At 57.4% G+C, this 24,492-nt stretch carries 23 protein-coding genes and 3 tRNA genes; 12 read left to right on the forward strand and 14 right to left on the reverse strand.

The features are described 5' to 3' along the window. The first annotated feature begins 58 nt into the window (after nt 1-58). A complete protein-coding gene (locus tag ACR0MV_RS01580) occupies nt 59-370 on the forward strand; it encodes a DMT family transporter (RefSeq protein ID WP_170425272.1) in 312 nt (103 codons plus the stop codon). Between the two features lie 2 nt (nt 371-372). Here ACR0MV_RS01580 and tpiA read toward each other — a convergent pair whose 3' ends face one another. Continuing rightward, complete coding sequence (gene tpiA / locus ACR0MV_RS01585) at nt 373-1,122, reverse strand: triose-phosphate isomerase (RefSeq protein ID WP_170425621.1); 750 nt, start codon at nt 1,120-1,122, stop codon at nt 373-375. 120 nt (nt 1,123-1,242) lie between these two features. Here tpiA and ACR0MV_RS01590 point away from each other — a divergent pair, with 120 nt between their 5' ends. Beyond that, the gene (locus ACR0MV_RS01590; RefSeq protein WP_480700782.1) at nt 1,243-2,154 is read left to right on the forward strand and encodes an isopenicillin N synthase family dioxygenase; all 912 of its coding nucleotides are present in this window, start codon (nt 1,243-1,245) and stop codon (nt 2,152-2,154) included. Here the strand turns inward: ACR0MV_RS01590 and ACR0MV_RS01595 are convergent. After that, nucleotides 2,151-2,516 (reverse strand): HesB/IscA family protein, encoded by a 366-nt coding sequence (locus ACR0MV_RS01595; RefSeq protein ID WP_480700783.1) that lies wholly within the window; start codon nt 2,514-2,516, stop codon nt 2,151-2,153. The genes ACR0MV_RS01590 and ACR0MV_RS01595 overlap by 4 nt on opposite strands. 307 nt (nt 2,517-2,823) lie before the next feature. Between ACR0MV_RS01595 and ACR0MV_RS01600 the strand changes: the two genes are divergently transcribed. Then, a complete protein-coding gene (locus ACR0MV_RS01600) occupies nt 2,824-3,048 on the forward strand; it encodes a hypothetical protein (protein WP_174823311.1) in 225 nt (74 codons plus the stop codon). Between the two features lie 88 nt (nt 3,049-3,136). Here ACR0MV_RS01600 and ACR0MV_RS01605 read toward each other — a convergent pair whose 3' ends face one another. From ACR0MV_RS01605 to ACR0MV_RS01615, 3 genes are all read right to left on the reverse strand, one after another. Next, nucleotides 3,137-3,499: an SUF system Fe-S cluster assembly protein gene (locus ACR0MV_RS01605; RefSeq protein WP_170425261.1), complete on the reverse strand. Its 363-nt coding sequence runs from the start codon at nt 3,497-3,499 to the stop codon at nt 3,137-3,139. A gap of 95 nt (nt 3,500-3,594) precedes the next feature. Continuing rightward, entirely contained in the window at nt 3,595-3,873 is a 279-nt protein-coding gene (locus tag ACR0MV_RS01610) for an NfeD family protein (RefSeq protein WP_170425258.1), read from the reverse strand. Beyond that, nucleotides 3,873-4,763 carry an SPFH domain-containing protein gene (locus ACR0MV_RS01615; protein WP_480700784.1) on the reverse strand — a complete coding sequence of 297 codons (891 nt, stop codon included), beginning with the start codon at nt 4,761-4,763 and terminating at the stop codon, nt 3,873-3,875. The genes ACR0MV_RS01610 and ACR0MV_RS01615 overlap by 1 nt, the downstream gene beginning before the upstream one ends. A gap of 176 nt (nt 4,764-4,939) precedes the next feature. On the opposite strand from ACR0MV_RS01615, the gene ACR0MV_RS01620 reads away from it, so the two are divergent. From ACR0MV_RS01620 to lon, 3 genes are all read left to right on the forward strand, one after another. After that, nucleotides 4,940-5,851, forward strand: a complete 912-nt coding sequence (locus tag ACR0MV_RS01620; RefSeq protein WP_170425252.1) for a nucleoside hydrolase — start codon at nt 4,940-4,942, stop codon at nt 5,849-5,851. A 64-nt stretch (nt 5,852-5,915) separates the two neighbouring features. Beyond that, a complete protein-coding gene (gene tgt / locus ACR0MV_RS01625; RefSeq protein ID WP_480700785.1) occupies nt 5,916-7,046 on the forward strand; it encodes a tRNA guanosine(34) transglycosylase Tgt in 1,131 nt (376 codons plus the stop codon). A 211-nt stretch (nt 7,047-7,257) separates the two neighbouring features. After that, complete coding sequence (gene lon, locus ACR0MV_RS01630) at nt 7,258-9,666, forward strand: endopeptidase La (RefSeq protein WP_480700786.1); 2,409 nt, start codon at nt 7,258-7,260, stop codon at nt 9,664-9,666. A gap of 44 nt (nt 9,667-9,710) precedes the next feature. On the opposite strand, the gene ACR0MV_RS01635 is transcribed toward lon, so the two are convergent. Together ACR0MV_RS01635 and ACR0MV_RS01640 are read right to left on the reverse strand one after the other, a co-directional pair. Then, nucleotides 9,711-11,297, reverse strand: a complete 1,587-nt coding sequence (locus ACR0MV_RS01635) for an APC family permease (RefSeq protein ID WP_480700787.1) — start codon at nt 11,295-11,297, stop codon at nt 9,711-9,713. A 128-nt stretch (nt 11,298-11,425) separates the two neighbouring features. Next, a tRNA-Val gene (locus ACR0MV_RS01640) sits at nt 11,426-11,500 on the reverse strand. Nucleotides 11,501-11,712: 212 nt separating this feature from the next. Here ACR0MV_RS01640 and ACR0MV_RS01645 point away from each other — a divergent pair. The 3 genes from ACR0MV_RS01645 to uvrA all read left to right on the forward strand — a co-directional run bounded on the left by ACR0MV_RS01645 (nt 11,713) and on the right by uvrA (nt 14,948). After that, a tRNA-Asp gene (locus ACR0MV_RS01645) sits at nt 11,713-11,789 on the forward strand. Between the two features lie 46 nt (nt 11,790-11,835). Further along, nucleotides 11,836-11,912, forward strand: a tRNA-Asp gene (locus ACR0MV_RS01650). A gap of 177 nt (nt 11,913-12,089) precedes the next feature. After that, a complete protein-coding gene (uvrA, locus tag ACR0MV_RS01655) occupies nt 12,090-14,948 on the forward strand; it encodes an excinuclease ABC subunit UvrA (RefSeq protein ID WP_480700788.1) in 2,859 nt (952 codons plus the stop codon). 12 nt (nt 14,949-14,960) lie between these two features. Here uvrA and ACR0MV_RS01660 read toward each other — a convergent pair whose 3' ends face one another. From ACR0MV_RS01660 to ACR0MV_RS01680, 5 genes are all read right to left on the reverse strand, one after another. Then, nucleotides 14,961-15,293: a hypothetical protein gene (locus ACR0MV_RS01660; RefSeq protein WP_480700789.1), complete on the reverse strand. Its 333-nt coding sequence runs from the start codon at nt 15,291-15,293 to the stop codon at nt 14,961-14,963. Between the two features lie 97 nt (nt 15,294-15,390). Beyond that, nucleotides 15,391-16,263 (reverse strand): 3-hydroxyisobutyrate dehydrogenase, encoded by an 873-nt coding sequence (gene mmsB, locus ACR0MV_RS01665; RefSeq protein ID WP_480700790.1) that lies wholly within the window; start codon nt 16,261-16,263, stop codon nt 15,391-15,393. Nucleotides 16,264-16,265: 2 nt separating this feature from the next. Further along, on the reverse strand, nt 16,266-17,306 hold the full coding sequence (locus ACR0MV_RS01670; RefSeq protein WP_480700791.1) for an enoyl-CoA hydratase/isomerase family protein: 1,041 nt from the start codon (nt 17,304-17,306) through the stop codon (nt 16,266-16,268). A gap of 7 nt (nt 17,307-17,313) precedes the next feature. Next, the gene (locus ACR0MV_RS01675) at nt 17,314-18,456 is read right to left on the reverse strand and encodes an acyl-CoA dehydrogenase family protein (protein ID WP_480700792.1); all 1,143 of its coding nucleotides are present in this window, start codon (nt 18,454-18,456) and stop codon (nt 17,314-17,316) included. A 117-nt stretch (nt 18,457-18,573) separates the two neighbouring features. Continuing rightward, nucleotides 18,574-19,689 carry a carboxylate-amine ligase gene (locus ACR0MV_RS01680; protein WP_475203458.1) on the reverse strand — a complete coding sequence of 372 codons (1,116 nt, stop codon included), beginning with the start codon at nt 19,687-19,689 and terminating at the stop codon, nt 18,574-18,576. A gap of 139 nt (nt 19,690-19,828) precedes the next feature. On the opposite strand from ACR0MV_RS01680, the gene ACR0MV_RS01685 reads away from it, so the two are divergent. Both ACR0MV_RS01685 and ACR0MV_RS01690 read left to right on the forward strand, forming a co-directional pair. Next, nucleotides 19,829-20,674 (forward strand): class I SAM-dependent methyltransferase, encoded by an 846-nt coding sequence (locus ACR0MV_RS01685; RefSeq protein ID WP_480700793.1) that lies wholly within the window; start codon nt 19,829-19,831, stop codon nt 20,672-20,674. Nucleotides 20,675-20,751: 77 nt separating this feature from the next. Beyond that, nucleotides 20,752-21,228, forward strand: a complete 477-nt coding sequence (locus ACR0MV_RS01690; RefSeq protein ID WP_170425222.1) for a fasciclin domain-containing protein — start codon at nt 20,752-20,754, stop codon at nt 21,226-21,228. Between the two features lie 50 nt (nt 21,229-21,278). Here ACR0MV_RS01690 and ACR0MV_RS01695 read toward each other — a convergent pair whose 3' ends face one another. Further along, a complete protein-coding gene (locus tag ACR0MV_RS01695; protein WP_170425219.1) occupies nt 21,279-21,878 on the reverse strand; it encodes a L,D-transpeptidase in 600 nt (199 codons plus the stop codon). A 250-nt stretch (nt 21,879-22,128) separates the two neighbouring features. On the opposite strand from ACR0MV_RS01695, the gene ACR0MV_RS01700 reads away from it, so the two are divergent. Continuing rightward, entirely contained in the window at nt 22,129-22,914 is a 786-nt protein-coding gene (locus ACR0MV_RS01700) for an EF-hand domain-containing protein (protein ID WP_480700794.1), read from the forward strand. A 66-nt stretch (nt 22,915-22,980) separates the two neighbouring features. Here ACR0MV_RS01700 and ACR0MV_RS01705 read toward each other — a convergent pair whose 3' ends face one another. Continuing rightward, the gene (locus tag ACR0MV_RS01705; protein ID WP_170463881.1) at nt 22,981-24,480 is read right to left on the reverse strand and encodes a CoA-acylating methylmalonate-semialdehyde dehydrogenase; all 1,500 of its coding nucleotides are present in this window, start codon (nt 24,478-24,480) and stop codon (nt 22,981-22,983) included. Between the last annotated feature and the right edge of the window lie 12 nt (nt 24,481-24,492).

Consider the following 24,492-nt stretch of genomic DNA (forward strand, 5'->3'; position numbering starts at 1 on the left):
CGACCTCGCCGTTTTGGCTGATCATTCGGGACGACCCGAACTGAAATGAGGTGTTCTTATGCCCTGGATATTGTTGTTGTTCGCCGGTCTTCTGGAAATCGTTTGGGCGGTTGCCATGAAACAGTCGGCCGGGTTTTCGCGCGTGTGGCCCACGGCTGTGATGGGCGTGTCCATGATTGGCTCATTTGGGCTGCTGGCCCTCGCGATGCGGGATTTATCGCTGGGCACAGCCTATACGATCTGGACAGGCATCGGCGCGGTCGGAGCGTTCATGGTCGGCGTGATGTTTCTGGGCGAGGCGCTGACTGCACCCCGCCTGATCGCCGCGGCCCTGATCATTGCAGGGTTGGTCACCATGAAACTGGCCTGACCTCAGGCTTTTTGCAGTGCGTCGATGATGCCTGAGAAGTCCTGCGCTTTCAGGCTCGCGCCGCCTACCAGGGCCCCATCTACGTTTGAGACTGCAAAGATGTCACCGGCGTTGCTCGGTTTGACCGAGCCGCCATACAGCAACCGGACCGAGCGGCCGACGCCTTCGCCGAAGCGCCGCTCGAGCCGGGCGCGGATAAAGTCGTGGACCTCTCCGATCTCGTCCAGGGTCGGGACCTTGCCGGTGCCAATGGCCCAGATCGGCTCATAGGCGACAATCAGATTTTCACCTGTCGACTGGTCGGGGATCGAGCCGGACATCTGACCCCCAATAATGTCCAGAGTGTTAGCAGCTTCGCGCTGTTCCAGGCTTTCGCCGACGCAGATGATGGCTTTTAGGCCAGCGTCCATGGCGACACGCGCCTTGGCACGCACGTCCTCGTTCTGTTCGCCGTGATCTTCACGCCGCTCAGAATGCCCCAGAATGACGGCGGTCGCGCCTGCATCCAGCAACATCTGAGCACTGATGTCTCCGGTATGAGCGCCGGACTCTGCCGCGTGGCAATTCTGACCGCCCACAGTGATCGCGGTATCCTTCACAACGTCTGCAGCCCGATGCAGCAAGGTGGCAGGAGGGCAGATCAGAACATCAACCGAAGCGCTCGGATAAGAAGTAGCCAGCGACTGAAGCTCGGGCAAAGAAGCCGAGGTGCCGTTCATTTTCCAGTTTCCTGCTGCCAACTTACGCCGCATAACGCGTACCCCCAGATTAGTCATTGTTTGCCCTCGGATAGCACCGCTGGCCGCACCTGACAATTCCGGTTGCAAAGGCGCGGGCACAACGGCAGGCTTTTCGGTAAACAGGAGGGCCCGATGATCGATGATCTGGATCTGGAGAAACTGGACCGGCGCGAGACGCCAGAGCTGGCCAAGTTACTGCGCGCAGTGGGCGAGGTGGGGTTCCTGACCGTGTCGAATACCGGTTTGCGCACCGACCAAGTTCGCAACGTGATCGAAACCTATCGGGAGTTCTTTCACTTGCCCGATGTCCAGAAAAAGACGGTAGACATGGCGGTGACTGGGTCGAACCGAGGGTGGGGCGCACCGCAATCCGAACAGGTCGACCCCAACGCCAACCCGGATTTCAAGGAAGTGTTCGACTGCGGCTATGAACTGCCGCCAGATAACCCTTATGCCGACAAAGGGCTGAGTGTTTACGCGCCGAACCTTTGGCCTGAATATCCTGTTGAATTTAAAAACACTATTCGGAGCTATTACAGCGACGCATGCAGCGTGGCGATGCGGATTTTAAGGGCGATCGCTGTCGCCTTGGGGCGCGATGAAACCAGCTTTGACAAAGCGTTTGACACGCCCATGGCCCTGTTGCGCGGAAATTTCTATCCGGAACGCCCCACTTGGGCCGGAGAGCACGATTTTGGTATCGCAGCACATACTGATTACGGATGCCTGACCTTGTTGGCAACAGACGGATCCTCGGGGCTTGAGGTCCGTATGCCGGACGACACATGGCAACCAGTCTCGGCCAAACCCGGTACGTTTATCATTAACTTTGGTGAGATGCTTGAATTCTGGACCGCCGGTCAGGTCAAAGCGACCGAGCATCGCGTGGTCGGCGGCACGCAAGAACGAATTTCCGTGCCGCTATTTTTCAACCCGTCCTACGATACAAACGTGGCCCCGCCGGCGTCAGGCCAAACAATCAGCGCGGGTGAGCATTTGACGAACCGGTACAATGAAACTTACGTCCACCTGCAGAAGGCTTAGGATTGTGAGGACAGCGCGTCGTCGAACTTGATGGATTCGCCGCAGCCGCATGCGTCGACAACGTTCGGGTTGCGGAATTTGAAGCCCGATTCCAAAAGCGAGACCTCATAGTCAATCTCGGTCCCGAACAGAAACATCTGAGCCATCGGCGCGATCATGATCCGAGCACCATCCTGTTCAACAACTTCGTCGTTGGTGTCGGCCTCATCAACGTAGTCCATGGTGTATTCCATGCCTGCGCAGCCGCCCTTTTTGACACCAATGCGCAAACCGGCATGACCGCCGGACGCCATCAGGCGTGCGATTTGCTCGGCTGCTTTTGTCGTCATTGTCACGGCTTGTTTGCCGGGAATGCCAAACATGGTGATCTCCGTTGCGCTACGTTACCATCAATTTAGGGCTCGGAGGCGTCAGGCTCAAGACATAGCAGACCTGCTGACCTAACATTTAATGGTGATGTGACTGACGGAAGGAGGTGACGAAAGGGAACTTGCACCAAATACCTTCTTCACCTTAGCCTGAACTCAGGATCACCAAGGGTTAGAAAAAGGGCAATTTAACATGACTAAGCACGGGCAGTTTCCATTGAAAAACCTAGTATTGAAAACCGTTTGCGGTTTTTTTTTAACCGCAGGTGCTGCTGCGGCCGCTGATGAAAAGCGTCATCCGGTGAACTGCGCGACCGCAGAGGGTGATCTGAGAGCCATTGCGTCCGAAAAGAAACACGCTCAGGACCAGCAAGCAGAAAGTATCATTGCAGTCACGCCAGCGGGTGCGTTGCTTGGGTTAGTGACTGGGACGGAAAAGAAGCGGCTCAGCATGCTGAACGGCGATTACGTCAAAGCGCTGGACGAACGCGCGGCCGAAATCAAAGAGACCTGCAACGTGGAATAGATTGCGCGTCTTTTCCAAAAGAACAAGCCGCCCGAAAGCCGGGCGGCTTTTTTTGTTCAATGGCTTAGAGGGTGACCCTAAACTGATATCACATGAATCCCAGCTCTAGGCGGGCTTCGTCCGACATCATCTCCATACCCCAGGGGGGCTCCCACGTCAGTTCGACATCAACTTCTTTGACGCCCGCGACGGGTTCGATGGCTTCGACGATCCAGCCGGGCATGTCGCCTGCAACGGGGCAGCCCGGCGCTGTCAGTGTCATGATCACCTTGACCGCGTTTTCCTTGGTGATGTCGATCGTATAGATCAGACCCAAGTCATAGATATTTACGGGAATCTCGGGGTCAAAGACGGTCCGGCAAGCCTCGACCACGGGCTCGTATAGTGGATGATCGATGGTTGAAGGTGCAATCAAAGGCGTTCCTTCAAACTGTTCACTTGGGTGCGTCATTCATGCCTCGGGGCTGTTACCTGAGCAAATATATAGGGAAAGCATAGGGCAGCGTCCAGTGGTGCCGTGGCACCATCGGACGCTGCGTTCTTAGATCATTCGTTGATATCGTGGTTGAAGGTTTTTACCTGGCCATGGGGCAGGGCGAACATGCGCCGCAGGATCAACCAGGCCACAAGCGACAGAACGGCAAAGACCAACAGCAGCACGGGCAGGCTCGGCGCAAAGCCCGGAATTACAAGCAAAAGCCCTGTAACGGCCGCGCCAATCGCAAAGCCAAGAAAGATGAACCCCGGCAGCACGATCTCGAGAATGCCCAGAGCCAGAGCTCCGGCCAGCCAAATCCACCATGTCAGCCAGAAGGGATCAGTCATTACTTTGTTCCTTTCAGCATCTTAAACGCATCTCCGAAGGCTTCCATTGCATTCGCGGGTACCACGATGGTCTGCGATCCGTTGCCACCCCCAAGCGCGTTCAGCGCCTCGACCTGTTTCAGGGCAACCTGATACTGTGCGGCCTCGATCCCATTGTCCTGAATGGCCTTGGCTACGACACCGGTTGCGTATGCTTCGGCCTCAGCCTGGATACGGCGTGCTTTAGCTGTTTGTTCAGCGGCATAGAGTTCCGCATCAGCGTTCAGTTCGACCGCGCGCTTCTGACCCTCGGCTTCTGTCACCTGTGCACGGCGGGCACGTTCGGCGTTCAACTGCTGCAGCATCGCATCGCGAGTGGCCTGATCCAGATTTACATCCAGAATTTCGGCGCGTGTCACCTCGATGCCCCAATCGTCGACAGCCGTTTCCACGCTTTCCTGGATGCGTGTAATCAGTTGGGCGCGGTTCGACTGGACCTCGTCCAGATCCATCTTACCTATTTCGGCCCGCACGATGCCCGCCACTGTCGTTGCGATCGCACCATCGACGTCGCGGATACGGTACACAGTCTTCTCTGGTTCAAGAATGCGATAGAAGACCGAGGTGTCGATCTGGACCAGAACGTTGTCCTTGGTGATCGCGTCTTGTGTCGCGTTAGGCAGCTGGCGTTCCAGAATGGATATCTTGTGACGTGCAACGTCCAGAAACGGAACGATAAAGTTGATGCCCGGGCCAAGGACCGAGTGCAGGCGGCCAAAGCGCTCTACCACGTATTTTTCAGATTGCGGCACGATCTTGATGCCTTTGAAGATCACGACGATAACTAGAACCGCTGCGAGCACGTAAATGATGTTTGATGTCAGCAATCCAATGATCTGGTCTTCTGTCATAACTGTCCTCTACTTTTGTGTACTATGGTATACACTTGGGGATTGTTCCGCCTAATTTCAACTCAGGTATGGCGGGAATGGCAGCGGATGCAAATCGATGAAACCGTGTTACCAGAGTGGAAATTTGCATATGTGGCCGCTTTGCATCCAGCTTCCGATTGCGCTATCGGGCGGGGATGAAACTGATAATTGACACTGATCCCGGCATCGACGACGCGATGGCCATCGCCTATGCCGCAGCAGCACCTGATATTGACTTGATCGGGCTGACCACCATCTTCGGCAATACGCACGTTCACCAATCCAGCCGCAACGCACGGTTTTTGTTGGATAAGTTGGGTTTGGATGCGCCGGTTGCCGAAGGGGCGCCCTGGGCCTGGGAAACCGACGGTCATGCCCCGTCCGAGCATGTGCACGGCCCGGAAGGGTTCGGCGACATTACCGAAATTCCGCAGATCGGATCGAACCACCCTTTGGCGGCTGCCGAGTATCTGGTGGATCAGGCACGGGCGCATAAGGGCGAATTGGTTGTGTGTGCGGTTGGTCCGCTGACAAACATCGCTGATGCGATGCGGTTGGATTCTGAGTTCGCCAGCAACCTCAAGCGGTTGGTGATCATGGGTGGGGCGGTCTTTTGCCCGGGCAACATCACCGAACACGCAGAAGCCAATATCTATCATGATGCAAAGGCGGCGGATGCGGTGTTTGCGTCTCCACCGGATACGGTTCTTGTGGGGCTGGATGTGACTTTGAAGACGCTTTACGAAACAGCGGATTTCGAGGCTCTGGCCGAACGCTCGGTCGAAATGGGCAGGTTCCTGCGCGACATCTCGAAGTTTTACCTGAAGTTCTACAAAGACATTGGCGGCCTGGAAGGCTGCGGTTTGCATGATTCAACCGCTGTGATTGCATGCACGCACGCGCCCATGTTCGAGATGGTGGAAACCGGTATTCGCGTTATTGCGGACGGACCGCAAGCCGGGGCCACTTTGCCGGATGCCGACAGACCAGCGATACGCGTTTGCCGTGATGTGGACGGGGCAGGGGTTGTCGAGTTGTTCACCGAGCGTGTCGCAACACTGCCCTGACGGCTTGCAATAGAAGCTAAGATCGGGCAATTGCTGCCCGGTTCAGCGACCCTGAGGCATTCATATGACAGACCGTTTCTCTTTCGACCTGAAGGCTACCGATGGCAAGGCCCGCACCGGAGTCATCCATACTCCGCGCGGCGAAGTTCGTACGCCCGCATTCATGCCGGTTGGAACAGCGGCTACGGTCAAAGCGATGATGCCGGAAAGCGTGCGGGCGACGGGCGCGGATATTCTGCTGGGCAATACCTATCACCTGATGCTGCGTCCAACAGCCGAGCGGATCGACCGTTTGGGCGGATTGCACAAGTTTATGAATTGGGAGCGCCCGATCCTCACGGACTCGGGCGGGTTTCAGGTCATGTCGCTGGCAGGCCTGCGGAAGCTGACCGAGAAGGGTGTGACCTTCAAATCCCATATCGACGGATCTCGGCACGAATTGACACCGAAAAGGTCGATGGAAATTCAGCGTCTGTTGGGGTCGGACATCGTGATGTGCTTCGATGAGTGTCCTGCGTTGCCAGCTGATCGGGATCGCATCGCTGAATCGATGCGCCTGTCGATGCGGTGGGCGCAGCGGTCGCGTGACGCTTTTGGGGATCGTCCCGGCCATGCTTTGTTTGGCATTCAACAAGGCGGGCTTGAGCAGGATTTCCGCGAGGAATCGGCCGAGGCGCTGAAAGAGATTGGCTTCGAAGGCTATGCCGTGGGCGGTCTCGCCGTGGGCGAGGGGCAGGAAGCGATGTTCGACGTACTGGACTTTGCCCCCGATATGCTGCCCGTAGATAAACCGCGTTATCTGATGGGCGTCGGTAAGCCCGACGACATCGTTGGCGCAGTTGCGCGCGGAATCGACATGATGGATTGCGTTCTGCCGTCCCGTTCGGGGCGCACCGGGCAGGTGTTCACCCGCCACGGCGTTGTGAACATCAAAAACGCCCGTCACGCCGATGACCCGCGCCCACTGGATGAACACTGCACCTGTCCGGCGTGTTCGAACTATTCCCGCGCGTATTTGCACCATGTGTTCCGCTCGAACGAGATGATTTCGGGCATGCTGTTGACCTGGCACAACCTGCATTACTTCCAAGAGATTATGCAGGGCATGCGCGACGCGATTGCCGCCGGTACTTTTGAGGCCTGGCAAGCTGATTTCCACGCACAACGTGCGCAAGGGGATATCGAGCCGCTTTGATAGGCGTTTAGCGATTTGATGACCAAAATCGCCGAATAGTCCATCAGGTGCCTTGCAGTCCCGAACACCTCGGGTCATTCTCATCACGAGAGATGGCGGTGAGGTTGAAATAGGGCACATACTGCCCCACCTTAATCGTCCAAGACAGGAGACGGCCGGGCGTTGCCTCGATGAGGGACCAGAGCCGTCTTGCCAATGATAAGGATAGAGCATGCAAGAGCCCCTGAACTCCTCATACCCAGTGCTGCCGCTGCGCGATATCGTGGTCTTCCCGCATATGATCGTGCCGCTGTTCGTCGGTCGGGAAAAATCCGTCCGTGCGCTGGAAGAAGTGATGCAGGACGACAAGCAGATTCTGTTGTCCAGTCAGATCGACCCAAGCGACGATGACCCCACCATTGATGGCATCTATCGGTCGGGTGTGCTGGCTAATGTGCTGCAACTGCTGAAACTGCCGGACGGCACCGTAAAGGTGCTGGTCGAAGGCCAAGCACGTGTGCAAATCACGGAATTCCTTGAAAACGAAGATTTTTTCGAGGCTCGCGCCGAGTATTTGACCGAAATTCCGGGTGATGTCACCACGACCGAAGCGCTGCAGCGCACGGTGGCGGATGAGTTTGAGCGTTATGCCAAAGTGCGCAAGAACATCCCCGAGGAAGCTCTGACCGCTGTGGGTGAAACCACCGAACCCGCGAAACTGGCTGACCTTGTGTCGGGTCACCTGGGCATCGAGGTTGAGCAAAAGCAGGAACTGCTTGAAACCCTCAGCGTCAGCGAGCGGCTTGAAAAGGTCTATGGCCTGATGCAGGGCGAAATGTCGGTTCTGCAAGTCGAGAAAAAGATCAAGACTCGCGTCAAATCCCAGATGGAGAAGACGCAGCGCGAATACTATCTGAATGAGCAGATGAAGGCCATTCAGAAGGAACTTGGCGATGGTGAGGACGGCAGCAACGAAGTCGCCGAGCTGGAAGCCAAGATCGCTGAGACCAAGCTATCGAAAGAGGCGCGCGAAAAGGCCGAGGGCGAGCTGAAAAAGCTGCGCAACATGAGCCCGATGTCCGCCGAAGCGACGGTGGTGCGCAACTATCTGGACTGGATCCTGGCCTTGCCGTGGGGCACCAAATCCCGCGTCAAAAAGGATCTGGGACGTGCGCAGGACATTCTGGATGCCGATCACTATGGCCTTGAGAAGGTCAAGGAACGGATCGTTGAGTATCTGGCGGTTCAGCAGCGTTCGAAAAAGCTGAAAGGCCCGATCCTGTGCCTCGTTGGCCCTCCGGGCGTTGGTAAGACCTCGCTTGGTAAGTCGGTTGCCAAAGCGACGGGGCGCGAGTTCATTCGCATCTCGCTGGGTGGCGTGCGCGACGAATCCGAGATTCGTGGCCACCGTCGGACCTATATCGGCTCGATGCCCGGCAAGATCATTCAGGCGCTGAAAAAGGCGAAGACCACGAACCCGCTCATCCTGCTCGACGAGATCGACAAGATGGGTCAGGATTTCCGTGGCGACCCTGCTTCGGCAATGCTGGAAGTGTTGGACCCGGAACAGAACAGCACGTTCATGGACCACTACCTGGAGGTCGAATATGACCTGTCCAACGTGATGTTCCTGACCACGTCGAACAGCTACAACATGCCTGGACCTCTGCTGGACCGGATGGAGATCATCCCGCTGGCCGGTTACACCGAAGAGGAAAAGAGCGAGATCGCCAAGCAACACCTGATCAGCAAGCAAGTCAAAAACCATGGTCTGAAAGCCAAGGAGTTTGAACTGACTGATGAGGCGCTGCAGAAGATCATCCGTACCTACACCCGCGAAGCGGGCGTACGGAACCTCGAACGTGAAATCGCCAAGGTTGCCCGGAAATCGCTGACCAAGATCGTCAAGAAAGAAGCCGACGAGATCACCGTGACGCCGGAAAACCTGGATGAGTTCCTGGGTGTGCCGAAGTACCGCTATGGTCTGGCCGAGCAGGACGATCAGGTCGGCGTGGTCACAGGTCTGGCCTACACTTCGGTTGGCGGCGATCTGCTGCATATCGAGGCGCTGAAGCTGCCGGGTAAGGGGCGGATGAAGACCACCGGTAAGCTGGGCGATGTGATGAAGGAATCCATCGACGCGGCCTCGTCCTATGTACGGTCGATTTCGCCTCAGATCGGGGTCAAGCCGCCCAAGTTCGACAAGTTGGACATCCACGTCCACGTGCCGGATGGGGCGACGCCCAAGGATGGTCCTTCTGCCGGCCTGGCCATGGTGACGTCCATCGTGTCCGTGCTGACCGGTATCCCGGTCCGTAAGGACATCGCCATGACGGGTGAGGTTTCGTTGCGCGGCAATGCGATGCCGATCGGTGGCTTGAAAGAGAAACTGCTGGCGGCGCTGCGCGGTGGAATCAAGACCGTCCTGATCCCGGAAGAGAACGAGAAGGACTTGGCCGATATCCCGGACAACGTGAAGGAAGGTTTGAAGATCATTCCGGTCAAGCACGTGTCCGAGGTGCTGAAGGCGGCACTGGTAAGCGAGCCTGAGCCCATCGAATGGGATGAGGCCGCCGAAGAGGCCGCTGCTGCCGCTGCTAAGACTGCGGACAGCGCTGGTCCAGCCGCGACGACGCACTAGGGACAAATAAGAAACGGAAAAGGCGGGGGAGACCCCGCCCTTTTTTACAGCCCGATGACGGGTTGCTTGGGGTCCAGAATTTCCTCTTCTGCGATGTATTTCTGGAACTTTTCGACCGACAGGGCCGAGCGCACAGCAAGACCGAAAATCACAGCTGAAAACAGGATGCACAATGCGATGTCCCATCCGAATGGGATCTGTTTCTGTGCGCCTTCCCCGAACTGACCCAGATATGAGATCAGACCGATTCCAGCGAAGTAGGGTACCAGCCAAAGGGCCTCGGTCACGTCCATCTCATCCAGCCGTTTACGGAACCGGGCCAGCAAGAGAGCGCCTCCGACGATGAGGGCGATACCAAGCCGCCAGACGGTGTCCCAACCGCTCCAATAAACGATCAGGGTTGCGATGGCGAAGGCGGAAATGGCTACCATCTTCACCATCGGGATGCGGATCGACCTCGGGTGATCCGGCATCAGGTGACGGAGGCACACAACGGCGATGGGACCGACCGCAAAGGACATCACGATGGCCGCGCCATTCAGGGCGATGACTGTGGTGAACGGCACCGTAAGCAGAAACAGCACGCCGATCAGATAGTTCAGTGCCAGGGCCCAGAGCGGGACCCCGAATGAAGACAGCATTTGCAACCGTTTCGGGAGAAAACCATTTTTAGATAAGGCCAGTGCGATCCGCGCGTTTGACCCCGTGGACACAAGGCCATTGCCAAACGGACCAATGATCGAGCCTACGTTCAGCACGCTCAGAAACCAGACGATCCCGACGGACAGGATCACCCCGTCCAATGGTCCTTGTCCACCAAAGGACAGGTTCGCCCAACCGTTCTGGATCATCGACGGATCAAGTGCGCCGATAAAGGCGATTTGTAGCCCGATGTAAATGGCGGCACACAGTATGATGGACAACACCAGCGCGGCCGGGATTGCGACCTTGGGGTTCTTGACCTCGCCGGCCATGTCGACCACATGGCGAAAGCCGATGAACGAGAAAATCACTCCGCCCGTCGAAACGGCTGCCATGATTCCCTGCAGGCCGTATGGTGCAAAACCGCCCGGTGAGGTGAAGTTGGCGGTGTCGAACCGGCTGACGATCAAAAGCACCGACAGCACAATCGGGATAGCGATCTTGGCCCATGTGAGGGTCGCGTTGACCTGCGCGAAGAACTTCACACCCAGCGCATTGATCACCACAAAAAGCAGCATGAAGAACAAGGCCACGGTGATCCCCGCACCGGTCAGATCACCCGTTTCGGCGGTATGTAGCCACGGCGCATAAGGCGCGAGGTATTTCAGCATCGCCTCCACCTCGATCGGGGCTGTGGTGTTGTACCCAATCCAGGCGGTCCACCCCATTGCCATGGAAACGATGTTGCCGTGCGAAAACTGCGGAACGCGCGCAATACCTCCTGGAATGGGCAGCATGGCCGAGATCTCGGCAAAGGTTATCGCCAAGACGAACATGGCAGCTGCACCAATGACCCAGGACAGGATCGCCGCGGGTCCCGCGTGCTGAACCGCAAGCAACGGGCCGAACAACCAGCCAGACCCGATGATTCCGCCAACCGAAATGAAGGTGAGGCCGATAAGGCCAATGTCCCGTTTCAGTTTGGCCACTTCGTTAACCCCGCCGATCCGCGCCGCTGAAGGATACGGCGGACAAAAGGACGATACGCAGCAGACGCGCGATCTGGCAAGCTTTGCTAATTCAAGTGCTTAGCTGGAACAAAGGCTAAAAAGGGGAATGGTGGGTGATAAGAGATTTGAACTCCTGACATCTTCGATGTGAACGAAGCGCTCTACCACTGAGCTAATCACCCGTAGACGGTGCAATTACAGCGAGTCGGAACGGTTGGCAAGATGAGCCATCGTGAATTCAGCTCGCAGACACAAAAAGCGGATTTTTCAGGGGCGCGGGCAGGGGACCAATTCGGAAAAAATCAGCTTCTTCAAAAAAACTTCAAAACGCCGCTTGACGATGTCGGGGCGTAGCCATAATACACCCAAACGTTCAGCGATGAACGGACAGCGGGCGGTTGTAGCTCAGTTGGTTAGAGTACCGGCCTGTCACGCCGGGGGTCGCGGGTTCGAGCCCCGTCAACCGCGCCACTGCTGTCAGCCTGGATCCGGGTTAAGGGATCACGAAAATAGATGCGCGGTTGTAGCTCAGTTGGTTAGAGTACCGGCCTGTCACGCCGGGGGTCGCGGGTTCGAGCCCCGTCAACCGCGCCATTTTCTTCTTCATCCCATCCAAGATAGCCGAGTGTCGAACCTGGTTCGATGGGTTGCGGCGCGTGATGTCAGGATGTGTCGGCAATAAACCGATTGTTCACACTTTGTTCTAACTTTTCTGTTGGAGACTCAGCCCGGCTCGCCTATTTCTAAGACACTTGTGTGTTGGGGGCCAAAATGGCTGAGCTTAAGAATATCGAGGTGCGCGGCGCGCGCGAGCATAACCTTAAGGGAATCGACGTCGATATTCCTCGGGATCAGCTTGTGGTGATCACGGGTTTGTCCGGGTCGGGCAAGTCGTCTTTGGCCTTTGACACGATCTATGCCGAAGGCCAACGTCGCTATGTCGAAAGCCTGTCGGCCTATGCGCGCCAGTTCCTCGACATGATGGAAAAGCCGGATGTGGACCACATAAGTGGCCTGTCGCCCGCGATTTCTATCGAGCAGAAGACGACCTCGAAGAACCCCCGCTCGACCGTCGGCACCGTGACCGAGATTTATGACTACCTTCGCTTGCTTTTTGCCCGCGCAGGGACACCCTACAGCCCTGCCACCGGCCTTCCAATTGAGGCCCAGCAGGTTCAGGACATGGTCGACCGCATCATGACGATGGAGGAGGGGACGCGCGGCTATCTTCTGGCCCCGATCGTACGTGACCGTAAGGGTGAGTACAAAAAAGAGTTCCTGGAACTGCGCAAGCAGGGTTTCCAGCGTGTAAAGGTCGACGGTGAGTTCTACGAACTGGACGAGCCTCCCACGCTGGACAAGAAGTTCCGTCATGACATTGATGTCATCGTAGATCGCCTTGTCGTGCGCGAAGGGATGGAAACGCGGCTGGCTGACAGTCTGCGCACTGCATTGGACCTGGCCGATGGAATCGCGATTCTGGAAACCGCCCCTCGTGAGGGTGAGCCGGAACGTATTACGTTCAGTGAGAACTTCGCCTGTCCGGTCAGCGGCTTCACGATTCCCGAAATCGAACCGCGTCTGTTCTCGTTCAACGCACCGTTTGGCGCTTGCCCAGATTGCGACGGTTTGGGCGTCGAGTTGTTCTTTGACGAACGCCTTGTGGTGCCTGACCAGACGCTCAAACTGTTCGATGGGGCGCTGGCACCCTGGCGCAAAGGTAAGTCGCCTTACTTCCTGCAAACCATCGAAGCGATTGCGCGGCATTACGAATTCGACAAGAACACGCCGTGGAAAGACCTGCCAGCCAAGGTCCAGCAGGTGTTCCTGCGTGGCTCAGGCGACGAAGAGATTCAGTTCCGCTATGACGAGGGCGGGCGTGTCTATCAGGTGACCCGCAGTTTTGAGGGCGTGATTCCGAATATGGAACGCCGCTATCGCGAAACCGATAGTGCGTGGATTCGTGAAGAATTCGAGAGGTATCAGAACAATCGACCCTGCGGCACGTGCGAGGGGTATCGCCTGCGACCAGAGGCGCTTGCGGTCAAGATCGCGGGCCTGCATGTCGGTCAGGTGGTCGAGATGTCCATCCGTGAAGCTCTGGCTTGGGTCGAGGACGCACCGAACCATCTGAGCGTTCAGAAAAACGAAATCGCCCGTGCAATCCTCAAGGAAATCCGCGAGCGGCTTGGATTCCTGAATAACGTTGGTTTGGAATACCTTACACTGTCGCGTTCAAGTGGCACTTTGTCCGGCGGTGAAAGCCAACGGATCCGTTTGGCCAGCCAGATTGGTTCGGGCCTGACCGGCGTCCTCTACGTTTTGGATGAACCCTCCATTGGCCTGCATCAGCGCGATAATGACCGATTGCTCGGTACCCTGAAAAACCTACGGGATCAGGGAAACACCGTGATCGTGGTGGAGCATGACGAGGAAGCCATTCGCGAGGCAGACTACGTGTTTGACATCGGCCCCGGAGCCGGTGTGCATGGCGGCCAAGTCGTCAGCAAGGGCACGCCTGCCGAAATCGCCGCGGACGCGGCCTCGATGACCGGTCAGTATCTGTCCGGCACGCGCGAGATTTCGGTTCCCGCAGAGCGCCGGAAGGGCAACAAGAAGAAAGTGACCGTTGTCAAAGCGACCGGGAACAACCTCAGGAACGTGACCGCAGAATTTCCCTTGGGCAAGTTCGTTTGCGTCACGGGTGTCTCTGGTGGTGGCAAGTCGACCCTCACGATCGAAACGCTGTTCAAAACGGCTTCGATGCGCCTGAACGGCGCTCGACAGACGCCTGCGCCCTGTGAGACGATCAAAGGGTTGGAGCATCTGGACAAGGTCATCGACATTGACCAACGACCGATCGGGCGGACTCCGCGTTCGAATCCAGCGACTTACACAGGGGCCTTCACCCCGATCCGTGACTGGTTCGCCGGGCTGCCAGAGGCCAAAGCGCGCGGGTACAAGCCGGGGCGGTTCAGCTTTAACGTCAAGGGTGGCCGGTGTGAGGCCTGTCAGGGCGACGGTGTGATCAAGATTGAGATGCACTTTCTGCCCGATGTCTATGTGACTTGCGAAACCTGCAAAGGCGCCCGGTACAACCGCGAAACACTCGAGATCAAGTTTAAGGGTAAGTCCATCGCAGATGTGCTTGATATGACAGTGGAAGATGCGCAGGAGTTCTTTAAGGCGGTGCCCTCGATCCGCGACAAGATGGACGCGCTGGCGCGTGTTGGGCTGGGGTACATCAAGGTCGGCCAGCAGGCCACGACCTTGTCCGGGGGCGAGGCGCAGCGGGTCAAGCTGTCCAAGGAACTGTCCAAACGTTCAACCGGACGAACGCTCTATATTTTGGACGAACCGACCACAGGGCTGCACTTTGAAGACGTCCGTAAACTGTTGGAAGTGCTGCACGAACTGGTGGATCAGGGGAATACGGTTGTGGTGATCGAACACAATCTGGACGTGGTCAAAACAGCGGATCACATCATCGACATCGGCCCCGAAGGCGGCGATGGCGGGGGTGAGATCGTGGCAACCGGTACTCCGGAAAAAGTGGCTGAGGTCGAACGCAGCCATACCGGCCGGTATCTTAAACCTATGCTCAAGAATGCCCGTGTAGCGGCCGAATAGGGGCTGCTATCCTTAGTTCAGGATGTCAGCAACTGCACCAATCAGGTTCAGAACTTTGTGTGTGTCCGGGTCGACCCGATACACGTAGTCACCCGCGCGAACGTAGTACCCACCTCGGTTCAGACCATAGCGGTACGGATCATTGATCCAGCGGTAATCGCGGGTGATGTAGTCACCAGTATTGTAGAATTTTTTCGCCTGACCGGGTGGTACGCAAGGTATGCTTTTCTTGGCCAAACCCGGGGGACAATGACCACCTTTGGACTTGTCGTTTCCAGCCATTGCGACGCCAGAACTGAACACAATTGTCAGGGTTGCAGCCAATGTAACCAACGTGCGGGACATCTTTGATCCTTTTGCGTGAAGCCGGAGTTACCTGATACATGGCCAAAGTGTCGGGGTTGGTCAACCTGGTGGGCGGGAAGCCGCCCACCAGTCATTGTCAGCTTCTTCCACGCTTTTCGAACCGGGGAAGCATGGCCGAGAAGTCTTTGCCAAGCCCGTCTTCCGACTCGACGAATTGTTCATACAGTGCGGTCGCAACCTGACCCATTGGCGTATCAGCATCCGAGCTTTCGGCGGCCTGCTGGCTAAGGCGCAGGTCTTTTAGCATCAGCTCTGCCGCAAACCCGGGCTGATAGTCATTGTCTGCAGGGCTGGACGGACCGACGCCGGGCGCCGGGCAATAGGCATTCATCGTCCAGCTATAGCCCGAGGATGTGCTGACCACGTCGAACATCTTTTGCCGGTCCAGTCCCAGCTTATCGGCCAGCGCGAAGGCTTCGCAGGTGGCAATCATGGTCACGCCCAGGATCATGTTGTTGCAGATTTTTGCGGCTTGACCGGCTCCGGCTTCGCCACAATGTACGGCCTTTTGGCCCATGATCTCGAACAGCGGAGCAGCCTTTTCGAAGGCCGCGTCGCTGCCACCGGCCATGAATGTCAAAGTTCCTGCGGCCGCGCCACCGATGCCGCCCGATACCGGAGCATCAACTGCCATTACACCCGCATCCTTAGCCTGATCCGCTACTGCACGTGCGCTGTCGACATCGACGGTCGAGCAATCAATCCAGACCGAGCCCGCGCTCATCGCGGGGATGATTTCACCTGCCACAGCCCGCAGGATTTGCCCGTTGGGCAACATGGTGACAACGATGTCGGCCCCTGTGGCAGCTTCGGCGCCAGAGTTGGCCATGGTCACGCCCGGCACGCTGACATCCGCCATGTCGAAACCGACCACATCATGCCCCGCTTTGGCTAGGTTGGCCGCCATCGGATTGCCCATGTTGCCGAGGCCGATAAACCCGATTTTCATTCTTATTCCTCCTCGAATTTCAGAGTGTCCGCACCCAATGGCTGCAGCATGTTCGAAACGGCCACCGCGGGAACGTCTTGGCCCTGATGTTGCCAGCTTGGGTTGCGATCCTTGTCTATGATTTGCGCCCGTATGCCTTCCAGAAAATCTCCGTGCTCCATCGCGCGATAGGTAAAGCGATACTCCATCTCCAACGCCTTGCGCATGGTCAGGGTCGGGGAGCGAAGTCGGTGCAGGATCTCAACAGTACAAGCCATGGACAGCGGCGAATTTCGCCCGATCAGCTTTAGCGCTGCGGCGGCATCGTCATTGTCCGAGTTCTGCAGGCTGATCTGGATATCCCCAAGGGTTTCGCCGCCAAAATCCGCGTCGATCTGGGATTGAAGGACGGCCAAATTGCCTTCGAGCGGGGTCTCGGAATGGGCTTCAAGGCTGTCGGTACTCCCGGATGCCTCGAGCATTTCGATCAGGTCTTGCCAGTGTTGGATCGGGATGTAGTGATCCGCGAAACCGGCCAAAATCGCGTCAGCCGGACCCATCCGATGCCCGGTCGTGCCCAGGTATTCCCCCAATCGTCCGGGCGCTAGCGCCAGCATTAGCGTGCTTCCCACATCCGGCACCAATCCGATCGAGCATTCGGGCAGGGCGATTTGCGAGGTTTCACCCACGATGCGATGGCTGCCATGGCAGCCGATGCCCACGCCACCACCCATGGTGAAGCCCTGCAGAAAACTAACCACCGGCTTAGGGTATTCGAAGATCAGAGCATTCAGACGATACTCGTCTCGCCAGAACGTGCGTCCGTATCCGAAATCCCCTTTCATGCCGGTGTCATAAAGCTGGGCGATGTCACCACCTGCGCAGAACGCCTTTTCGCCTTCGGCGTCCAATATGATCAGGTCGACCGCATCATCTTCGCGCCAATTGCGCAAGGCTGTATCAATGGCCATGCACATATCATAGCTGAGCGCATTCAGGGCCTTAGGGCGCGTAAGGGTGATGCGCCCGGCGCGGCCTGTGGTGCGGATATAGATGTCTGACATGACGTCCTCAGCGTTGAGAAAGCATCTGGCGCGCGACGATGACGCGCATGATCTCGTTTGTGCCTTCCAGAATCTGATGCACGCGAAGGTCGCGCACAAGCTTTTCGATGCCGTAATCGGCCAGATAGCCATAACCGCCATGCAATTGCAGGCACTGGTCGACAACTTTCGAACCCGTTTCGGTCACAAACTTCTTGGCCATGGCACAGAACTTGGTGGCATCAGGTGCGCCTTGATCCAGTTTCCACGCAGCCTGCCGCAGGAAAGTCCGGGCGGCCTGCAATTCGATCTCCATATCGGCAAGTCGGAACTGAAGCGCCTGGAACTGGTCGATGGACTGCCCAAAGGCTTTGCGTTCCGACATATATTGCAACGTCATGTTCAGCCCGGTCTGTGCCGCTCCTAACGAGCACGAAGCAATGTTCAGGCGACCACCGTCCAGACCCATCATCGCGTATTTGAAGCCGTCACCTTCAACCCCGACAAGATTGTCCGAGGGGATTTTGCAGTCGTCGAACTGCACCTGGGCGGTGGGTTGGCTTTTCCAGCCCATCTTCTGCTCCAGCGCGCCAAAGCTGAGGCCGGGGGCACCATCCTCGACATATACGGTCGAAATGCCCTTTGGCCCGTCCTGACCGGTGCGCACCATGCAAACATAGGCGTCCGAATATCCGCCACCCGAGATAAACGCCTTGGTGCCGTTCAGAGTGTACCCTTCGTTCGTACGCTCGGCTCGGGTTTTCAGCGCGGCTGCGTCGGACCCCGATCCAGGCTCGGTCAGGCAGTAGCTGAGCACGGTATTCAGGGTCAGAACATCGGGCATGATCCGAGATTTCAGTGAGTCACTGGCGAAACTGTCCAGCATCTTGGCGCACATATTGTGGATCGACAGAAACGCCGCAACCGAGGGGCAGGCCATCGACAGCGCTTCGAATACAAGTGTGGCGTCAAGGCGGGACAGACCCGAACCGCCGCTTTCTTCGGACACGTACAGACCGCCGAATCCCAGCTCACCAATTCGGGGCCACAAGTCCTTGGGGATGGTGCCTTCGGCCTCCCACAGACGGGCGAAGGGAGCGATATGTTCCTGCCCAAAATCATAGGCCATATCGAAGATCGCGTTCTGCTCTTCGGTCGTTGCGAAATCCATGGTGTGCCTCCCACGCTGCCCAATGAATTGAACGAGTGTTTATTTCTGAATCCTTACAGAAATTTTGCACGGTCAGCAATCACCTGCATGACAGGAACGCCAGACGAAAACGCGTGTTCAGAGGTCTTGATGAAACTCTTCGATCAGGTGTCGGACGACCGCCTGTCCGGGATCGTCTCCCTTAGCGGAGGCCTCGGCATGAACGCGGCGCTGGCGCGTGGCTGATGTACCGTTCTGAGCGATCTGCACCAGTTTCGCCAGTTCAGGCATTGTCCCCAGTGCCTCGGCATCTTCGGCCAGCATTCCCATCAGTTCACCCATCAGTTCAGGCATCGGTTTCACGGAACGCTCACCAAAGTCGATCATCCCTTCGCCCACACCATAGCGCTGCGCGCGCCAGCGGTTTTCACCGATCAGAAAGCGGTCATACTGCCGCCAGCGCAGGTTTCGGTCCTTCAACCGGCACAGCATTCGCGTCAGCGCCTGCACCATAGCAGCGAGGGACAGCGCGTGCTCGAGCCGCGGTTGAACATCCATGATGCGGGTTTCCAGCGTCGGGAACCGGTGTGACGGGCGCAGGTCCCACCAGATTTTCGTCGTGTCCTCGATCACACCCAGCTCAACCAGAACGCCCGTGGTGCGTTCATATTCAGACCAGCTAGAGAAAACGGGCGGCAGGCCGGTGCGGGGCAGGTTGTCAAACACGGTCAAGCGATAGGACGACAGACCTGTGTCCTCGCCGTTCCAGTAGGGGGATGAGGTCGAAAGGGCCAGCAGATGCGGAAGGAAGTACGAAAGCTGCGGCATCAGATCGGCGCGCAGGGCCTGATCCGCCACGCCCACATGCACGTGCATGCCGCAAATCAACATCCGGCGTGCCACGCCACCCAGCGCGTGTTGCAACGCGTCATAGCGGTCTTTGCGCGTGTGATGCTGTTTCTTCCAATCGGCAAACGGATGGCACGAGACCGCGATCGGGGCCAGGTTATGCTCGGCCGCACGCTTTGCAACGCAAGACCGCAGGCGTTTCAGATCCTCACGCGCAGAGCTGATGGTGACATGGGGCCGTGTTCCAACCTCAATCTGGCATTGCAGGAACTCAGGGCTGACCTGTCCTTCAAAATCGGCCTGGCAGGCGTCCATCAATCCCGCTGGAGCTTCGGCAAGTTCAAGGCTGTCGCGATCGACCAGCAAATACTCTTCTTCGATGCCCAGCGTGAAGTCTTGCTGCATTCCGCCCCTCGCAATTGTGTTCGGACCAGTGAATACGGAAATCGCCTTTTTGCCAAGTGTTTGCCTGTGGGGTTCTTGCAGAGGCCCCATTGGCACAGGTAAGGAGGCGGTTAACGTGTGACCAAACCCGGAGCCCCCCGTGAAACCCAGGAAATTTCCCCGGCTGAATGCTGTCCTCGACCGGTTTGGTGTGAAACTGATCGACAAGGTGACCGAACGCGACGAGCGCGCGCGCCTTGAGGCGTTCGAGCAGGCAGGTGGGCTTACGCGCCCGGCCTACGCCTTGTCACCGGGGATGGAAGGGTTCGACGTCAGCCAATTGGTGGCGGAGTATCACGAGCACTCAGCAGCGCTTGAAGCTTTGAAAGACCCGGCGCAGAACAAAACCGGGTATCGCATCAACAACGGCTATTACGATAGCCCGGATGCGGACGCCCTGTACCTGATGATCCGCCGGTTTACGCCCAAACGCGTGATCGAGGTCGGTTGCGGCAACTCGACCCGTGTAACACGTCAGGCGATCATTGATGGGGGTTTGGACACAGAAGTCACCGCGATTGACCCATACCCACGGGCGGATATCGCCCATGTGGTGGACCGGTTCGAACAGAAAAGACTGGAAGACGTCGATCCGGCGCTCTTTGACCAGCTTGAAGCGGGCGATGTTCTATTCATCGATTCCAGCCATGTTGTGCGTATGAGCAATGATGTCGCGCATCTGTTCTGCCGCATCATTCCGGCGTTGAAGCCCGGTGTCGTGATCCACGTGCACGATGTTTTTCTGCCCTATGAATATCCCAATCGATTCTTCTATGACTGCCCTGGTTGGGGCGAGCAGTACATGCTGCACGCCTTGCTGCAATCTGGTTCATATTCAATGCTTTGGCCGGGTTTCCTGTTGCAACAGGACCGCCCGGACGCCGTCGAAGCCTTACCGTTTCTAAAGGACGGCCGCGCCCAGAGCATCTGGGTTCAGGTCAAATAAATCTGATCCTTTTGTGATCCGATGCGTCAAAACGCCCGTACCCCTTTCCATAACAAGCTGGAGAGGAGTTAACAGCCATGTTTCGCCGTACGTTTATGGGCGCCGCCGCCGCACTCGCACTTGCACTGCCCGTCAAAGCGCAGGCCGCAGATATCGTTGACACCGCCGTATCGGCCGGATCGTTCAACACCCTGGTCGCTGCCGTTCAGGCCGCCGGTCTGGTCGACACGCTGAAAGGCGATGGTCCGTTTACTGTATTCGCGCCCACAGACGAAGCGTTTGCCGCGTTGCCCGAAGGCACGGTGGAAACACTTCTGCTGCCGGAAAACAAAGACCAACTGGTCGAAATCCTTACCTATCACGTGGTTCCCGCCAAGGTCATGTCGGGCGACATCGCAGGTAAGCGTGCACAGGTTCTGACCGTGCAGGGCGACCGCCTGTCCGTGAATGCCAAGCGCGGCGTGAAAGTAAATGACGCCGAGGTTATTCAGGCCGACATCGAAACCAGCAATGGCGTGATCCACGTCGTCGATGCTGTGATCCTGCCGGAATAAGACCTCATACCTATGAAAAAGCCCCGGTCCTTAAGTCCGGGGCTTTGTCGTCAGACCAGTCTGACTTGAGTTCCAATTTGAACCAGCGGGTAAAGCTCTTCGACGTGCTGGTTATAAAGACCGATGCAACCCGACGAGCTTTGGCGTCCGATCTTGCGGGTATCGTGGGTTCCATGCACCAGGTAAGCTGGCCACCCCAGATACATTGCACGAGTGCCCAGCGGATTGCCGGGGTCGCCGCCTTCCATCCGAACCGGAAGCGCCGGATCGCGTTCACGCATCGAGGCGGTCGGGGTCCAGCTTGGATACTCGGCCTTTCGGACAACTTTGGTATATCCACGCTTGGTCAGTTCCTCGCTCATGGGAACCGAGCTTGGGTACAATTTGTATGTACCATCCGGCCCCCAATAGTGAACCGCGCGGCTGGTGATATCGGCCAGCAACGCGCCCACACCCAACGTATCAAAGTGGTCCTGCCAGTTTTGCTGCGAGAAGGACGAGATGTTACGGCGTACTGGCAATTGCGTGCTGATCGCCTCTTCATTCGTCGGGAAGGCATCAGAGCTTTGGGCGCGTAGCAGCGTCGGCGTCGCAAGGACGGACGCAACGCCAAGCAGCGCAGTACGACGGTTGATACGGGAACTGGACACAGATGCCTCCTAAAGGACTACTCGGGATTTTTCGCAATTTAGTGTCAGGTTAACCCAACGACCAGATGTATCCCTTGAATTTTCCGTGAGAACTGCGCCCTCCACGCGAAATTCTGCCTGTCCGGACGCGGGTTTCCTTGATGTCCGGACAGGATTTTCCTGTTTACCGGACACGGGTTAGGGTATTTTTCTGGCTATACCTCCTCCAACTCCATGGGACAGGCCCACAGCATTCCGGAGACCGCACGATATGACCAAGAAATCGGAAACCTTGGAAATACGCGTATCTTACGAGTTGAAAAGCAAATTGGCAGATCTGAGCGAGCAGCGCGGATCGTCGATGAGCGAGCTCGTACGCGGCGTGATCGACCGCGAACTGGCAGGGCCTTCAACAAACCCAGTTGGAGAAGAAGACATGCCTATCCGTTCACTCAGCCGTTTCGCCCCAAAGACACTCTATGCGTTGCCTGTCCTTTTGTTGGCGGGGCTGTATTGGGGGTCGGCCCAGACACCTGCACAAGCAACAACAACAGCCCGGATTTTCTTTGCCGAGCTGGACCGAAATGGCGACGGCCAAATCACACAGGCGGAATTTCATCAGTTTTTGTCCGAGGAAGACGTCTTGTTCGTACCGGATGATTGCGATTCAGCGACGGAACCCTGCACCGTCGAAGCGATCGCAGCGGATGAAATCAGCCGGGCAGACACGAATGCCGACGGTCGGGTCGAATACTCGGAATTCGAGATATTCTATCTGGCAGAACGGGCGGTCGAGTTTCTCGACTATGACGTTGATGAGAACGGCGTTGTTTCGCCGGATGAGTTCGTCGCGCTGGAGGTGCGGGACCTCATCGAGTTTCCAGACCCGGAAATGGACGAACCGCTGTCCGCTGAGTGCGTGACCCTGGTCGAAAGCGATCTGATTGATGGCATCGCCAAAGCCTGCATGCCCGCGCACGACCTGCGGATGGTGATGGCGGAGTTCGACGCTGATTTTGATGGCAAGATTACACTCCGCGAGTTCCTCCAGAACTGACACCTCGTCAGGGAACGAAAAAGGCCGCCCAGCCGGGCGGCCTTTGGGTGTTTCAAGCGGTGGACATCAGTCCATCGCTTTGAAGTTGAACTCGCCACCTTCCTTGATGCCCGACGGCCAACGTGCGGTCACCGTTTTGGTGCGGGTGTAGAACTTGAAGCTGTCGGGGCCGTGCTGATTCAGGTCACCGAACATCGATTTCTTCCAGCCGCCAAAGGTGTGGTAGGCCAGCGGAACCGGGATCGGGACGTTGATGCCGACCATGCCGATATTTACACGGCTGGCGAAATCACGCGCGGTGTCGCCGTCACGGGTGAAGATCGCGGTGCCGTTGCCATACTCGTGGTCCATCGCAAGCTTCAGAGCTTCTTCATAGGAACCGGCGCGCACGGTCGACAGAACCGGTCCGAAGATTTCCTGTTTGTAGATGTCCATCTCGGGCGTCACGTGGTCGAACAGGTGCGGTCCGACAAAGAAGCCGTCCTCATAACCCTGCAGGCTGAAGTCGCGGTTGTCGACGACCAGTTTGGCGCCCTGTTCCACGCCTGAGTCGATCAGGCCGAGAATACGCTCTTTCGCGGCACCGGTGACGACCGGGCCCATGTCGACATCATCGCCAGCGGTGTAGGGGCCGACCTTCAGCTTTTCGATCCGGGGCACCAGTTTTTCAATCAGCGCATCCGCGGTCTCTTCACCAACCGGAACCGCGACGGAAACAGCCATGCAGCGTTCGCCCGCTGCACCGAAGCCTGCGCCGACCAAAGCATCGGCAGCCTGATCCAAATCGGCGTCGGGCATGACGATCATGTGGTTTTTCGCGCCGCCAAAACATTGCGCACGTTTGCCGTTCGCGGTGGCGCGGGAATAGATGTATTGCGCGATCGGGGTCGAGCCAACAAAGCTGACGCCCTGAATGATCTCGCTGTCGAGGATGGTATCAACGGCCTCCTTGTCACCGTTCACCACCTGGAACACGCCCTTGGGCAGACCTGCCTCTACGAACAGTTCGGCCAGCATCAGCGGAACCGAGGGGTCACGCTCGGACGGTTTCAGAACCACGGCGTTGCCGCAAGCCAGAGCCGGACCAACGTGCCACAGCGGCATCATTGCGGGGAAGTTGAACGGCATGATCGAGCCGACAACGCCCAAAGGCTGACGCATCGAGTACATGTCGATACCCGGACCAGCGCTGTCGGTGAATTCGCCTTTCAGCATCTGCGGCGCGGCGATGCAGTATTCGATCACTTCCAGACCACGCTGCAGGTCGCCTTTGGCGTCGGGAATGGTCTTACCGTGCTCGCGGCTCAGCGCTTCGGCCAGTTTGTCCATGTCGCGGTTCATCAGGTGAACCATCGCCATCATGACCCGTGCGCGTTTTTGCGGGTTGGTCGCGCCCCATGCGGGTTGTGCAGCGGCGGCGCTTTCGATGGCAGCGGTCGTTTCTGCTGCGCTTGCCATGGGGCACTTGTACTGCACCTCGCCTGTGGCAGGGTTAAAGACGTCGTCAAAGCGTCCTGAGGTTCCGGCGACGTTTTCGCCGTTAATGAAATGGGACAGCTCGGTCATGGCAGATCTCCT

It is taken from the genome of Ruegeria sp. BC3, from assembly GCF_056539265.1.

Excerpts from the sequence above, each read along its gene's own strand:
- ACR0MV_RS01580 (WP_170425272.1), top strand. The coding sequence starts at position 59 with ATGCCCTGGATATTGTTGTTGTTCGCCGGTCTTCTGGAAATCGTTTGG.
- tpiA (WP_170425621.1), bottom strand. The coding sequence starts at position 1,122 with ATGCGGCGTAAGTTGGCAGCAGGAAACTGGAAAATGAACGGCACCTCG.
- ACR0MV_RS01590 (WP_480700782.1), top strand. The coding sequence starts at position 1,243 with ATGATCGATGATCTGGATCTGGAGAAACTGGACCGGCGCGAGACGCCA.
- ACR0MV_RS01595 (WP_480700783.1), bottom strand. The coding sequence starts at position 2,516 with ATGTTTGGCATTCCCGGCAAACAAGCCGTGACAATGACGACAAAAGCA.
- ACR0MV_RS01605 (WP_170425261.1), bottom strand. The coding sequence starts at position 3,499 with ATGACGCACCCAAGTGAACAGTTTGAAGGAACGCCTTTGATTGCACCT.
- ACR0MV_RS01610 (WP_170425258.1), bottom strand. The coding sequence starts at position 3,873 with ATGACTGATCCCTTCTGGCTGACATGGTGGATTTGGCTGGCCGGAGCT.
- ACR0MV_RS01615 (WP_480700784.1), bottom strand. The coding sequence starts at position 4,763 with ATGACAGAAGACCAGATCATTGGATTGCTGACATCAAACATCATTTAC.
- ACR0MV_RS01620 (WP_170425252.1), top strand. The coding sequence starts at position 4,940 with ATGAAACTGATAATTGACACTGATCCCGGCATCGACGACGCGATGGCC.
- tgt (WP_480700785.1), top strand. The coding sequence starts at position 5,916 with ATGACAGACCGTTTCTCTTTCGACCTGAAGGCTACCGATGGCAAGGCC.
- lon (WP_480700786.1), top strand. The coding sequence starts at position 7,258 with ATGCAAGAGCCCCTGAACTCCTCATACCCAGTGCTGCCGCTGCGCGAT.
- uvrA (WP_480700788.1), top strand. The coding sequence starts at position 12,090 with ATGGCTGAGCTTAAGAATATCGAGGTGCGCGGCGCGCGCGAGCATAAC.
- ACR0MV_RS01660 (WP_480700789.1), bottom strand. The coding sequence starts at position 15,293 with ATGTCCCGCACGTTGGTTACATTGGCTGCAACCCTGACAATTGTGTTC.
- mmsB (WP_480700790.1), bottom strand. The coding sequence starts at position 16,263 with ATGAAAATCGGGTTTATCGGCCTCGGCAACATGGGCAATCCGATGGCG.
- ACR0MV_RS01670 (WP_480700791.1), bottom strand. The coding sequence starts at position 17,306 with ATGTCAGACATCTATATCCGCACCACAGGCCGCGCCGGGCGCATCACC.
- ACR0MV_RS01675 (WP_480700792.1), bottom strand. The coding sequence starts at position 18,456 with ATGGATTTCGCAACGACCGAAGAGCAGAACGCGATCTTCGATATGGCC.
- ACR0MV_RS01680 (WP_475203458.1), bottom strand. The coding sequence starts at position 19,689 with ATGCAGCAAGACTTCACGCTGGGCATCGAAGAAGAGTATTTGCTGGTC.
- ACR0MV_RS01690 (WP_170425222.1), top strand. The coding sequence starts at position 20,752 with ATGTTTCGCCGTACGTTTATGGGCGCCGCCGCCGCACTCGCACTTGCA.
- ACR0MV_RS01700 (WP_480700794.1), top strand. The coding sequence starts at position 22,129 with ATGACCAAGAAATCGGAAACCTTGGAAATACGCGTATCTTACGAGTTG.
- ACR0MV_RS01705 (WP_170463881.1), bottom strand. The coding sequence starts at position 24,480 with ATGACCGAGCTGTCCCATTTCATTAACGGCGAAAACGTCGCCGGAACC.